The sequence below is a fragment of the Enterococcus sp. 9E7_DIV0242 genome (assembly GCF_002140975.2).
In the GTDB taxonomy this organism is placed as follows: Bacteria; Bacillota; Bacilli; order Lactobacillales; family Enterococcaceae; genus Enterococcus_L; species Enterococcus_L clewellii.
Window position 1 is genome coordinate 3112356 of sequence record NZ_CP147247.1, and the last position, 13705, is coordinate 3126060.

Sequence of the window (13705 nt, forward strand, 5' to 3'; positions counted from 1 at the left end):
CAGTGTAAATGACAATACTTGCTTGGATTATTATGGGAGCAGCGGCTGGAGCAATTATTTTCCTACTATTAACTCTCTACTTTTTGGCTCAGATCTTTTTTCAGCGTCATAAGTTAAAGCAATTACCTGAGCGCATACCCAAAAATAAACGAAAACGAAAACGATGGAAGGCAGCAAGCGTCAGGTTCAAAAGAAAGTATCGACGTTCCATTATGTATTCAATCGTTATGTTGTTTCTAGCAGCAACTTGTAGTGGTGGAGCGATGTATGCTAGTTATTATCAATCAATTAATCTGTCTTCAGACGATTCAGCGTTAATTGTCCGTTCCTATTATTTATTAAGAGATTTTCAAGATGAGTTAAATAAGGCCGCACAACAAGAAGAGAACGAGGTTGCCACGCAACAAAATATACGTTATTTGGCAACGACATTAGCGGCATATTCAACCAAACATGCAAGCACACTGAACACGAAGGAAGGACAATCAGCGTTAAATCGTTATTATGCTTCACTTTCTGAGCTAGGAGTGAATGCGACGCTAGTTAGTGGCAACTTTCATGGAAATCGTGAATTGGTAGATGAATTTTTATCTGATATTGAGCGAACTATTACTTATGAGACTACTGCTTTTGAATATTTCAAGGTAAATCAGACCAAGCTTGAGGAAGAAGGAGCAAGTGATGATGAATGAGTCAAGAGATAAAACAAAAGAAGACAGAACGTGATTCAAACGACTCTTTACCAAAAGAAATTCAATGGATAGAGAAAACAAAGAAAGCAAGAGTGCTGCAAAATAATAAAAAAACGAGTAAAACTCCTCCCGAAAATAGGAAAGTTAAAAAAGAAAAAGGCAATGAGCAAAAGAAAACGTCTAAATACCAAGCACAGCTCACAGCGAATAAGAGGATATCGAAAAAGCTGATGAGAAAGACTTCTCAGGCAAAAAGGTCAAAGTGTCCGAGCTATAAAAAAGGTACTGGAAAAAAGCAACATTCTCTTAAAATGATTAGAAAAAGGCTACTGGAATTGTGGGCGGCAATCATTAGTGCAGTGTTTATCTTCTTAATAGTCAGTTCCTTCTTTATAAAGATAACGAAGGTTTCCGGCTATAGCATGATGCCTACGTTACAGGATAACAATACAGTGCTTGTTCAAAAGACAGCCAGTATTGAACGATTTGATCTCGTTCTTTTCCAAAGAGGGAAAACGCAGCAAATTCGTCGGATCATTGGACTACCAGGGGAACAGATCACTTACACTGATGATTTTCTTTATGTAAATGGTGAACCAGTTGATGAAAAATTTATTATCGATGAGATCAATGAGGCTCAAAAGAACGGTGGTCAGTATACAGCTGATTTTCAATTACATGATATTAACAATGAGAATAAACTTCCTAAGGATTCTTATTTGGTTTTGGGGGACAATAGGGAATACGGATTTGATAGTCGTGAGTATGGACTAATTGATCGTCAACAGATTATTGGGATCGTGAAAATACGAGTATGGCCTTTGAATGGATTATCAGCTTTTTAAAGTATAGGTCAGTTGTGGTTGCTATGAGTTCAAACACATTATACTGAATTCTATCTTTGCTCAATAGGTATGGAATATAGAAAATAAAGCGAAAGATAGTACTATGATAGCATTTTTTTAATAAAAAAGTATTCCTAATAAAAGAAATAAAAGATGGTGGTCAATCATATGTCGACTAGAGAAATCTGGTCGGCATTTTTATGCTATTAAACAGGAAAAAGTTAGAAAAATAACATAAAAATTAGAGTAATTAATTTTTAACATAATGTTATTATAAGGTTTTTGTTAGGAAAAGGAGTGAAATTGAGGGAAAGAAAATAAGATAGGGAAGGAGAAGATTAGCACTGAGAAACAAAAACAGATTATTGATGCTTTTGAAAATTTAAGGGAAGTTAAAGTAATCCCAGCGAGAAATGAGCTATCTGAAAAGAAGAGGCTGAAAATAACAGCATATTGCAGAGTAAGTAACTATGCTGAAGCCCAATCAGGTAGTTTTGCATTCTCAAAAACTGAATCACAACAAAAAGGTAGCATGAAAATTTAATCTTCAGCTATTCGAAATGCATTGAGAATTGATATGAAAGATAGTTGGGAAAATGGCATGCGTTATCAAATGAAAGGAAATTTTATTCCTGAACATAAAGCCTTTGTATTTTAATTAAATGATCTTAAAGAGCTTTTGCCTTACAAAGGGGGTGGCAAGGCTAAACAAACTTCAATAGAATAATTTATATCCAATGATTATTCATATTCGTAGCGCTCTTTGCTATAAAATATCATCCACTTACGATACGCAGAACCGTCTCATAAATAGGGATATAAAGAAAAATATAAAAGGAAGCGTACCTGTGTCTTATCGGGTACGATTCCTTTTTGCAAAAAGTGTGAGGTTGATATCCTTAAGAATGAACGCATCATTAATAGTAGTGTGTCTTCCTATTTTTATACTCACTAGGGGAGATACCTCGCTCTTTTTTAAATACTTTACTAAAATAGTTTCCTGTAGAAAAGCCGACTTTTCTTGCGACAGTTTCTACTGCTTCATCCTCCCATAATAGTGACAATGAATGGAGGATGCGTACTTTTTTTAAATAGTGTATTGGGGGAACGTTATAAGCTGCTTCGAATTGCCGGATTAATTTGTATTTTGATAGTTCATATTTTTCAGCTAAAAACTCTAAGCTGAGATCTTCGAAATAGTGTTCGTCTATGTATTTTTTTACCGCTTCGATGGTTGCTGTTTTCTGTTGGCTCTCTTTTTGCACCTCTTCTTTGATATCTAAAAATAGAGCAAAGGCTGCTTTAGCATTTTGTGTAACAGTTATTTCTTGTATTTTTAAATCAAGAATAAATACTCGCAACCGTTCAATGAACGTCTCCGATAATTCGACAATTGCAACGGAGGTATCCAACCATTGCATCATACTTGCTGAAAATTCTATAAACAGAAAATGCCAATCCTCACCGTAGTAACGATAATTCCCGGGGATTTTCGCAAAAAAGGCCTTATTTTGTGTTAAGGGAACAGTTTTTTCTCCGATTTGTATATAGCCCTGACCGCTTAATGTGACTTGTAGAACAATCAGCTGCTCTTTTCGCTGACACGCATCCCAATCATAGTGAGTACTTCCTTGCCCTACACCAATCCCTTGGATCAGAGGGAAGTGTTGTTCATTAATGTAATGGAATTGACGGACGAAATTCTGCAATTTATTACCCTCCTTGAAATAATTTCTTCTTGTTCCTTCTGATTATACTCGATACCATAGACATAATAAAGGAAGGGGAATGATAAATATGTCCATCTATTTTGATGTAGCGCAAAACTTTTTCCACCTGAGCAATAATGAAATTAGTTACATCATTGGTATCGAAAAAGAAAAATATCTTACCCATAGATATTTTGGTCCTCATTTGATGGGGTATCATCAGGTCAATCAGCAGCAAATGATCGATCGCGGCTTTGCTACGAATCCAATCAGTGAGGAACGTACTTTTTCGTTAAATACACTGCCACTTGAAACTAGTACACAAGGTAGCTTGGATTATCGAGTGAGCAATTATCAGTTTCGAAATAGAGACGGGTATCGTATTACTGATTTCGTGTATGACCACTTTGAAATTTTAGAAGGCAAACCTTCTTTAGAGGGGCTGCCATCACTAAGGGGAGAGCAGCAGCAAACCTTAGCGATTTATCTTGTAGACCATGTCCAGTCGCTTGAAATGGTGTTGTATTATACGATATACGAGGATATGCCTGTGATTACACGGAGTGTGGCGTATAAGAATAACGGGGCAAAGGCAACCTATATAGAAAATGCTGGTTCGATGCTTCTGGATTTTCCACGTTGTGATTTTGACTTACTGACACTTAATGGGGCACATACAAATGAGGCAACAATCCATCGGCAACCACTCCATCCTGGTATACAAAAAATTGCATCGACTAGGGGAACGAGCAGTCCACAGCATCATCCATTCTTAGGGCTTGCTGATCGGTATACGAATGAAGATCAAGGACACGTTTACGGTTTTCATTTTATTTATAGTGGGAATTTTGTGGCTCAAGCGGAAGTAGAGCAATATGGAAGTACTCGGATTCAAATCGGGATCAATCCAGAAACCTTTGAATGGAAATTATCACCGGGCTCAACTTTTCAGACGCCAGAGGTTGTGTTGAACTTTAGTGCACAAGGGTTTAATCAGCTTTCTCAGACGTTCCATAAGCTCTATCAAACCCACTTGATTCCTAAGCAATGGCAGCAGGTGGAGCGCCCCATCTTACTTAATTCTTGGGAAGGCAACTATTTTGATTTTACTGAAGAGGACTTGCTTCGCCAAGCTCAATTAGCGAATACGTTGGGGATTGAATTATTTGTTTTGGATGATGGCTGGTTTGGCCAACGTGAGGATGATACAACCTCTTTAGGCGATTGGTTCGTCAACAAAGCAAAACTTCCCAATGGGATCGAGCATCTTGCGGATGTGATTCATCAGCAAAAGATGAAATTTGGGTTATGGTTTGAGCCGGAAATGATTTCTGTGAACAGTCGTTTGTTTGAAAGACATCCAGAGTGGAGTCTGCAGGTTCCTGATTACCCTCAAACACAGGGCAGACAGCAACTTGTCTTAAATTTGAGTTTGCCGGACGTTCAAGAGCACCTTATTCAACTGCTGACAACGTATCTTTCTTCGAATAAAATCGACTATATAAAGTGGGATATGAATCGACATTTAACGGAAGTGGGCAGTTTTCTTTTACCGAATGATCAGCAAAAAGAAGTCAGCCATCGCTATGTTTTAGGACTTTACCGTATTTTATCTGAAGTAACAAAGCAATTTCCACACGTTCTTTTTGAAAATTGCTCGAGTGGCGGCGGTCGATTTGATCCCGGGATGGTTGCCTATATGCCTCAAACGTGGGCAAGCGATAACACAGATGCGTTGTGTCGTTCAAAAATCCAATACGGTTTTAGCTATCTATATCCGCCAATTATGATGGGGGCTCATGTTTCGGATAGTCCGAATCATCAAGTAGGTCGAGAGACACCTTTAGCCAGTCGTTTTTTAATTGCAATGAGTGGTAATTTTGGCTATGAATTAGCTATAGAAAAGCAATCAGCACAAGACCTTGAGACGATAAAAGAGCAAATTGCATTTTATAAAAAGCATCGCAGGCTGTTACAATTTGGGCAATTTTATCGTTTAAAAGAACTTGATAAAGCTTACTCCACTGCGTGGCTGTTTAAAAACGAAACAGAAGCCCTTCTGGTCTATTCCAATGGACTTGCTCAACCCGCACAAGCGATTCAGTATCTAAAAACAAAATATCTTGAGGATACGGCTCTTTATAAGGATACGAGTACAGGAAAAATATACAGTGGCAGCGAATTAAATCATGCCGGTATTCTTGTTTCTAGGATCAAAGGGGATTTCAATTGTTTCTGTATTCATTGGACCGTTATAGAATAAAATGTATATGATATATGAAAAAGACTGGGACATAACTCAAGTCCTACGCTCTATCTACACCTATATCCGAATAAACGGTGGGACAGAAGCAACTACTAGCAGCGAGCTGCGTCGATGTCCGCTCAACATCAGTGGTAAACCACTGTGTTTCAAGGCTCTTCGACAATAAGCTGAAATTCAGCAAAAATTTGTGGTGTGAGCAATTTTCGTGAATTCCATCTTATTGTTTGAAGCTTAACGCTTCTGGCCCAACCTCTTGTTATTAACTTAATAAAACAGCATAGGCTTCGTAAGGAAGCAGCGTTTGACTGATTTCTTTTTCATAATTATGAATCAATACTTCTTTGATCGGTTGTGTTGTATCCAATAAGAATTGATTTGGTTCACTGGAAAAGTTGACAACAACCATTATTTTTTCGCCCTCATTTTTACGGATGTAAGCCAAAACTTCTGCATTGTCTGTTGGAATACTTTCAAATATTCCTTCTGTAATGACTGGTAACTCTTTTCGGAGCTGTATCAGTTTTTTGTACGTATAGAATAAGGAGTTTGGATCATCTAAAGCGGCGGCTACATTGATTTCAGTTGAATCTCCTACAGGCAGCCAAGGAATACCCTCTGTAAAACCAGCTTGTTTAGACGCATACCACTGCATTGGGTGGCGTGCATTATCGCGTCCTTTGGCATTAATAGAGGCAATGATTTCATCTTCTGTATAGCCTAAACCGATGCGTTCGTCATACATTCTCCGACTCTCAATATCATCGACTTCCTCAATGGACGTGACGGGGTAATTTATCATTCCAATCTCTTCGCCTTGGTATATATACGGTGTTCCTTGAAGAAAATAAAGATAAATTGCTAACATTTTCCCACTAAGGATCCTATAGTTTTGATCATCGCCCCAACGAGAAATGATTCGTGGTAAATCATGATTATTCCAAAACAGGGAGTTCCAACCTTTACCAGTCAGTTCAGTTTGCCATTTAGAAAAAACTTGGTGCAGTTCTTTCGGATCAAGTTTTTTTAGATCCCATTTTCGTTTGCCTGGTTGCTTATCCAAATTGATATGCTCAAATTGGAAAACCATCGATAATTCCTCTCGCTCCTCGTCTGAATAAAGCTGAGCAATTTCGGGTGTTGCGCCCCAAGTTTCACCAACCGTGACCAAATCATATTCGCCAAAGGTGTTCTGATTCATTTCCTGTAATAGTTCATGGAGTTTTGGGCCATTTTTAGTAATGGATTGGTCGGGTTCCTTTCCAATTAAATCGATCACATCCAGACGAAATCCGCCTACCCCTTTTTCGATCCAGTCGTTCATCATACGATAAATCTCTTGACGCATTTTTTTATTTTCCCAATTTAAGTCAGGTTGCTCCTTTGCGTGTAAGTGAAGATAATACTCTCCAAGTTCCGGAACCAATGTCCAAGCTGAGCCGCCGAAGTTTGACTGAAGGGCGTTCGGCGGCTGTCCTTCAACGCCCTTTCTCCAAATATAAAAATCATGAAAGGGACTCTCTGTACTCTGAAGTGCTGATTGAAACCAAGGATGTTCAGAGGAAGTGTGATTGACAACTAAGTCCATGATGATCCTGATATTTCGCTTTTTTGCTTCTTCAATCAGTCGATCCATATCCTCCATTGTTCCATATTCTGAACCAATCGCTTGATAGTCACTGATGTCATAGCCATTGTCTTCATTAGGTGATTGATACACAGGACTCAGCCACACGGCATCTATCCCTAGAAAAGCAAGGTAATCTAAACGCTGAATAATTCCCGGAAGATCGCCAATACCATCTGCGTTCGTATCCTGAAAGCTACGTGGATAAATTTGATAGATCGTTGCTTTTTTCCACCAGTTAGTTTTCATAACGTGCACTCAATGCTAGTAGCCCTTGGTTTCTATCGGCTGCTAATGTATCAATTACTTCAACGGATTCATAGTCGTTTGTATTGGTAACGATCATCATCACGGTAGGATCAAAGCCGGCTTTTTTGATTGCATCTAAATCAACGGTTCCCAAAATATCTCCTTTTTTAACTAAATCTCCATATTTTTTATTGGTTTCAAAGGCTTCACCATTCAATTTTACCGTATCGATCCCAATATGAATCAGTACTTCCGCACCATGGGTTGTTTTTAATCCATAAGCGTGTTTTGAATCGTGTACGATGGTTAGTTCTCCGTCGGCCGGTGCGTAAATCATCCCTTTTTCTGGAATGATTGCAATCCCTTTTCCCATCATTTCTTGTGCAAAAACGGGATCGTTGACTTCTTTTAGAGGAAGCAGTGTTCCTTTGACAGGAGCAGTTAATACTTCATCTTCAACAGAGCTACTTTCTGCCTCAGGATCTTCATTGATTTCAACGGCAACTTCATCTGCACGAGTATCATCATCTGCCAATATAGCCATATGACGTTTACCGTAAGCATATGTTGTAACAAAGCCGACTAGAATACTGATGACGATCCCAATCATGAAAGAAGGAATTGATTTTGGTGCGATGGAGATAAAACCAATAACACTTGCAGGGCCCATTGCTACGGATAAAACATGAAATGCCCCAATAAATACACAAGCAACTGCTGAGGCGATCATGCCGCAAATAAATGGAAATTTAAGTTTTAAATTGACCCCAAATATTGCCGGCTCTGTAATTCCCAGCATCGCCGAAATACTTGCTGAGGTCGCTAAGCTTTTTTGCTTTTCATTTTTCGTTAGTAACATGATGGCCAGCGTTGCTGCTCCTTGACCAACATTTGCCATGGAAGCGACTGGGAAAATGAAGGAGCCGCCAGTCCGCGCGACATCAGCTAGCAACGTTGTTTCGATTGCCGGGAAGCTTTGATGTAGCCCTGTAATAACAATAGGAGAATAAAACAGTCCGAATACCCCTAAACCGAGTGCGCCCGTCGTATTATACAACCAAACTAGTCCGTCGGTTAAACCATCCGAAACGATTCTCATAACCGGTCCCACAACGATAAAGGTTAAAAATCCAGTAATAATGATGGCTAGCATTGGGGTAAAGGTGAAATCAAATGCGTTTGGAATTCTTTTATGAAAGAATTTTTCTAGCGTTGCTAAAATCCAAGCAACCACCAACACCGGTAATACAGAGCCTTGGTAACCTGCTTGGGCAACATTCATCCCAAAGACATGCCAGTAATTCATACTTCCTTCTGCAATTGCATTAGCTACGCCATATCCATTGACTAAATCGGGCATCACCATCGCCATCCCCATGGCTGCACCTAGATAGGGATTACCGCCAAAACGTTTGGTTGCAGAGAAACCGACCAAGATAGGTAAGAAAGCAAACGGCGCAGAAGCTAATAAATTAATGATGCCAGCGATGTCCGTTACAGCTGGAAACATTTCTACAATGGATTGAGGGCCAAATAGATGTTGTGCGGTCAACACATTGTTCAATGCCATCAATAAACCACCGGCAACTAAAGCCGGAACGATCGGAACAAAAATATCAGATAATACCTTAATAAATGCCATAATGGGATTGTTCTTCTTACCATTCGCCGCTACTGCTTTTAAATCAGCTGTCGATGCTTCCTTCACATGTGTTATTTTTATCAGTTCATCATAGACGTTGTTTACATCACCGGCACCAATAATGATTTGAAACTGGTCATTGGCTTCAAATGTTCCTTTAACAGCATCATTATTGTCTAACGCTTTTTGATCTACCTTGCTTGAATCTTTTAGAACCAACCTCAGTCGTGTCGCGCAATGCGCGGCTGCTTGAATGTTGTCTTTGCCAAGCGCTTGATTGATTTCCTCTGCCACTTTTTTGTAATCCATTCTCTTTCCTCCTAAATGTCATTTAAGCGATTTTAACAAAAGCGATTCCTTTGTCTGCTTACTTTGGAAATGAAATCGCTTTTTCACATCCAAAGTATATCAGATTTTTCGTAAATGTCAAACGTATGACAATTAATTATCCTTTTGAATTATGGTGTCTATAGATGTGTGGACATTTAATTGATTAACGTTTGACATTATTGGTCGTTAAAGTTAAACTAGATGCAAGAATGCGTTTGCGAGGAGAGTACATAATGTCTAATAAAAAAATTTGGACGAAAGAAGAACGTTATCGTCCCTATCAAGAGTGGGATAAACAGCACCTTGCCTTATTGCAACAGAAAGTAGCTGATTCTAACTGGCGCTTAGGGTACCATATCCAACCCAATACAGGCTTACTAAATGACCCAAATGGTTTTTCATTTTTTAATAATCAGTGGCATGTTTTTTATCAATCGTATCCAATGGGTGCAGTCCATGGGGTAAAATCCTGGTATCATCTGACCTCTGATAATCTAGTAGATTGGAAAGAAGAAGGAACGAAGATATTTCCAGATGGTCTGTATGATAGTCATGGGGTATATTCAGGAACTGCTCTGGCTGTTTCGGACCACTTGTTTCTTGCTTATACCGGGAATGTGCGTGATGCGGATTGGGTTCGTCATTCCTATCAGCTAGGTGCCTGGATGGATGGATCTGGAGCGGTTCAAAAAATCGAGAAACCACTGCTTACTGCCTCACCGGCGGGCTACACATCTGAATTCAGAGATCCCCAAGTATTTCGATACGAGGATAATTATTTGATGGCTATAGGTGCGCAAAATGAGGCAGAAGAAGGCAAGATTCTTACCTATCAGAGTTCTGATTTACTGACCTGGCAGTGTAAGGGAGAATTAGAATTTACCGATAAAAAAATGGGGTTTATGATTGAATGCCCGAATTTATTAGTAACAGAAGATGCTGCCTTACTTATCTTTTGCCCTCAGGGTCTAGAGAAGGACAGTTGTTTTTATGAAAATATCTACCCTAACACGTATGTTATTGCAGACTCTTACGACCATGAATCAAATCGTTTGGTTGATCCTACCATACTAAAAAATCTGGATGAGGGGTTTGACGTATATGCGACACAAGCGTTTCAAGCACCCGACAACCGTCTATTATCCATTAGCTGGGTAGGCTTACCGGAAATCGATTATCCAACCGATCAAGAAGAGTGGGCCCATTGTCTAAGTAGCGTCAAAGAACTGGTTATAAAAGAAAAGCAATTGTATCAACGTCCTATCGCAGAAATGGAGCAATTACGCATAGGCGAAGCGGTTGATATCAACCAAGATTCCAGTTCTCAAGATTCCAGCTCGTTTGTTGAAACAAAGACAAATCAGTATGAATTGCTGCTGTCGTTTGACCCGCTTTCCAAGGGAACGTTAACTTTATGTACGGATAAAGAACAAAATCAAGGATTAACGATTAATTTTGATTCCCAACATGGTAAAATAACGATAGACCGTAGTCAGGCTGGTGCTGTTTTTGCAGAAGAATATGGCTTTGTCCGATCGTTTACAGTCGAACAAAAACCATTGGATTTACAGATATTTGTAGATTCTTCGATTGTTGAAATCTTCATCAATGAGGGTGAAAAGGTTGTAACAATGCGAATTTTTCCGGAAGCAGATCAGACAGGAATCCATCTAGCTTGTGATGGAGGCTATCAAGGAAAATTATGGCAATTGCGGAAAACTAACCAATAAAGGATGAAGTGGCATGGTTGTCAAACTAACTGATGTTGCAAAGAAAGCGGGGGTTTCTCCCACTACCGTTTCTCGTGTTATTAATAATTATGGCTCTTTAAGCCAAAAAACCATTGATAAAGTAAATCTAGCGATGAAAGAGCTGAATTATCAACCCAATTCTTTAGCTCGTTCGTTGCAAGGAAAAAATACTCAATTGATCGGACTGATTTTTCCAACGGTTGCGAATCCTTTTTTTGGAGAGCTTGTGGAAGGAATCGAAGGGAAATTATTTGATTTAGGCTACCGTGTCATATTATGTGATAGTGCGAATAATAAAGAAAAAGAGCGGCATTATATTAATATGCTTGCGGCCAATAAAGTAGATGGGATCATAGCTGGTGCTCACAATCTAGGGATTGCAGAGTATGAAGATATCGAACTGCCGATTGTTTCTTTTGACCGTTATTTAGCGGATAATATTCCAATCATTGGCAGTGATAATTTTCAAGGCGGCTATTTAGCTACTGAAACATTATTTGTCAAAGGAGCACGAAAAATTGCGATTCTTACAGGATCACAAGAATCAAATTCCCCTACAAATTTTCGCTTGAATGGGTATTTAAGCTTTTTAGAGAAGCACGACTTAGAGCCTAAAATTTTTCAGATTCAAACAACAGCGAGATCAACAACCTTGAAAAATTTAGAAATCAAACATATTTTAGAAACGGAAGACATTGACAGCTTATTCTGTACGGATGATCTAACGGCTATACTGGCATATAATCAGTGCCAGCAGTTGAAGATAAACGTACCTGAACAAATCAAGATCATTGGGTATGATGGGACAAAATTCGTTCAGAATTATTTCCCACAGCTTTCAACGATTGCTCAACCAATGGCTGACTATGCAGAAATTTTGGTGGACTTGTTACTACAAAGAATTCAGAATCCAGAAAAAAAACTTGAAAAAAATTATTTATTACCGGTAAAACTAATTCAAGGTCAAACAACATAAGCTTTATAAGGAGTGGAAAATATGATATACGGTGCGATTGAGGCTGGGGGCACAAAATTTGTTTGTGCAGTGGGCAATGAAAACTTGGAAATACTTGAGCGTGTCTCCTTTCCTACAGAAACACCTGAAAAAACGATGCGTTCGGTCGTTGATTTTTTCAAAAAATTTGATGCACTCACGACAATCGGAGTCGGATCATTTGGTCCGATCGATGTTAAACGAGAGTCTGAAACGTATGGTTATATTACCTCTACCCCCAAGCTTGCGTGGAAGAATTTTGATTTTGTCGGATATTTAAAAGAACAATTAGCCAACATTTCTGTTGCTTGGACAACAGACGTAAATGCGGCTTGTTATGGGGAATATATTGCGGGATGTGGTAAAGGGTTATCAAGTGTAGTGTATTACACTATCGGAACAGGCGTTGGTGGTGGAGCTTTGTTAGATGGGCAATTCGTTGAAGGATTTAGTCATCCCGAAATGGGCCATGCTATAGTTCGACGCCATCCTGAAGATACATTTGCCGGTAATTGTCCATACCACAATGACTGCTTGGAAGGGTTAGCTGCAGGACCTGCCATCGAGAATAGAACGGGGATCAAAGGGCAGGATTTACCTCCAGATGATGCATCCTGGGATATCGTAGCTTACTACATTGCACAATGTGCGTACAATACGACCTTGCTTTTTTCTCCACAAATCATTATTTTTGGCGGCGGTGTGATGAAGCAAGAACAATTAAGAAAAAAAGTCCAAGAACAATTTGCCAAGCTAATCAATGAGTATGTGAAATATCCGGATTTAGCGACATACATCGTTACCCCTCAATTAGAGGACAATGCTGGTGTGATTGGTTGTCTAGCTTTAGCCAAGGATTTATATGTGCAAGCTTGATTAAAGGATAGGAACAATAAGCGAGGACAAAATAATACAGATTATTTTTCGAAGACCAGACAATTTAATCGGTGTTTGGTCTTTTTTTAGTGATGAGAGTTCAGAGTAAAAAACAGCTGATCAACCCTACTGATATCTTTAAGAAAATATCAGTAAGGCTGGTTAGAATGCTATCTTAAGAATAGAAAATGAAGAGGAGAAATGTATCTATCATCATGAGATACATTTCCTTTTTTAGGGAATATGATAATTTTCTGGTTATTCAACTGGATTTGTTAGAAACTTATATTGGCGTTTGTAACTATCTCCCATGTAAAACACAGGATTCAGCTGCTGGCTAATTAAGTGCTGATCATGGATTAGCTGTTCTTCCACCAACCGTCTTTTTATAGTGGCAAAAATATGACTGATCCCTTTTGTTTTAACCACTTGATTTACTTGAAACTCTAAGGTGAGACAACATTCTGAAATGACAGGAGCCTCGATTATTTCAGATATTTCAAAAGTGAATGACTCAGAATAGTTAAATTTATCGGTACCGCTGTTAAAGCCGCCAATTATGATTTGTTTCATTTGTTCTTCAGTTGGAATATTTAAAGTAAAATATTCCATTTTTACTACTTTGTTTTGCAGTGTTTGATTGGTTGGAAATGCCAATATTTAATTGATTGCCTAATGTATAAGAGAGTGTAGTTGTACCTCCATTGAGGTAAATAGGCACCTTCTT

At 38.8% G+C, this 13705-nt stretch carries 10 protein-coding genes; 6 read left to right on the forward strand and 4 right to left on the reverse strand.

Annotated features, from left to right (window positions below; genetic code table 11):
- Window positions 1-8 precede the first annotated feature (8 nt).
- Together A5888_RS14840 and lepB are read left to right on the forward strand one after the other, a co-directional pair.
- A complete protein-coding gene (locus A5888_RS14840; protein WP_086351175.1) occupies window positions 9-692 on the forward strand; it encodes a hypothetical protein in 684 nt (227 codons plus the stop codon).
- A complete protein-coding gene (gene lepB / locus A5888_RS14845; RefSeq protein WP_249274577.1) occupies window positions 689-1537 on the forward strand; it encodes a signal peptidase I in 849 nt (282 codons plus the stop codon). Before A5888_RS14840 ends, lepB begins: the two co-directional genes overlap by 4 nt.
- A gap of 917 nt (window positions 1538-2454) precedes the next feature.
- Here lepB and A5888_RS14850 read toward each other — a convergent pair.
- Complete coding sequence (locus tag A5888_RS14850; protein ID WP_086348801.1) at window positions 2455-3246, reverse strand: helix-turn-helix transcriptional regulator; 792 nt, start codon at window positions 3244-3246, stop codon at window positions 2455-2457.
- Between the two features lie 88 nt (window positions 3247-3334).
- On the opposite strand from A5888_RS14850, the gene A5888_RS14855 reads away from it, so the two are divergent.
- Window positions 3335-5509, forward strand: a complete 2175-nt coding sequence (locus A5888_RS14855; RefSeq protein ID WP_086348802.1) for an alpha-galactosidase — start codon at window positions 3335-3337, stop codon at window positions 5507-5509.
- 262 nt (window positions 5510-5771) lie between these two features.
- Here the strand turns inward: A5888_RS14855 and A5888_RS14860 are convergent, their stop codons facing one another.
- Both A5888_RS14860 and A5888_RS14865 read right to left on the reverse strand, forming a co-directional pair.
- Entirely contained in the window at window positions 5772-7385 is a 1614-nt protein-coding gene (locus tag A5888_RS14860; RefSeq protein ID WP_086348803.1) for a glycoside hydrolase family 13 protein, read from the reverse strand.
- Complete coding sequence (locus A5888_RS14865) at window positions 7375-9336, reverse strand: sucrose-specific PTS transporter subunit IIBC (protein ID WP_086348804.1); 1962 nt, start codon at window positions 9334-9336, stop codon at window positions 7375-7377. The genes A5888_RS14860 and A5888_RS14865 overlap by 11 nt, the downstream gene beginning before the upstream one ends.
- 254 nt (window positions 9337-9590) lie before the next feature.
- Here A5888_RS14865 and A5888_RS14870 point away from each other — a divergent pair, with 254 nt between their 5' ends.
- The 3 genes from A5888_RS14870 to A5888_RS14880 are packed head-to-tail and all read left to right on the forward strand — an operon-like array spanning window position 9591 to window position 12978.
- Complete coding sequence (locus tag A5888_RS14870) at window positions 9591-11087, forward strand: sucrose-6-phosphate hydrolase (protein WP_086348805.1); 1497 nt, start codon at window positions 9591-9593, stop codon at window positions 11085-11087.
- 13 nt (window positions 11088-11100) lie between these two features.
- Entirely contained in the window at window positions 11101-12084 is a 984-nt protein-coding gene (locus tag A5888_RS14875; RefSeq protein ID WP_086348806.1) for a LacI family DNA-binding transcriptional regulator, read from the forward strand.
- 21 nt (window positions 12085-12105) lie between these two features.
- Window positions 12106-12978 (forward strand): ROK family protein, encoded by an 873-nt coding sequence (locus A5888_RS14880; protein ID WP_086348807.1) that lies wholly within the window; start codon window positions 12106-12108, stop codon window positions 12976-12978.
- A gap of 258 nt (window positions 12979-13236) precedes the next feature.
- Here A5888_RS14880 and A5888_RS14885 read toward each other — a convergent pair whose 3' ends face one another.
- Entirely contained in the window at window positions 13237-13635 is a 399-nt protein-coding gene (locus A5888_RS14885) for a hypothetical protein (RefSeq protein ID WP_086348808.1), read from the reverse strand.
- Window positions 13636-13705 lie beyond the last annotated feature (70 nt).

Excerpts from the sequence above, each read along its gene's own strand:
- A5888_RS14880 (WP_086348807.1), top strand. The coding sequence starts at position 12,106 with ATGATATACGGTGCGATTGAGGCTGGGGGCACAAAATTTGTTTGTGCA.
- A5888_RS14840 (WP_086351175.1), top strand. The coding sequence starts at position 9 with ATGACAATACTTGCTTGGATTATTATGGGAGCAGCGGCTGGAGCAATT.
- A5888_RS14875 (WP_086348806.1), top strand. The coding sequence starts at position 11,101 with ATGGTTGTCAAACTAACTGATGTTGCAAAGAAAGCGGGGGTTTCTCCC.
- A5888_RS14860 (WP_086348803.1), bottom strand. The coding sequence starts at position 7,385 with ATGAAAACTAACTGGTGGAAAAAAGCAACGATCTATCAAATTTATCCA.
- A5888_RS14855 (WP_086348802.1), top strand. The coding sequence starts at position 3,335 with ATGTCCATCTATTTTGATGTAGCGCAAAACTTTTTCCACCTGAGCAAT.
- A5888_RS14865 (WP_086348804.1), bottom strand. The coding sequence starts at position 9,336 with ATGGATTACAAAAAAGTGGCAGAGGAAATCAATCAAGCGCTTGGCAAA.
- A5888_RS14870 (WP_086348805.1), top strand. The coding sequence starts at position 9,591 with ATGTCTAATAAAAAAATTTGGACGAAAGAAGAACGTTATCGTCCCTAT.
- lepB (WP_249274577.1), top strand. The coding sequence starts at position 689 with ATGAGTCAAGAGATAAAACAAAAGAAGACAGAACGTGATTCAAACGAC.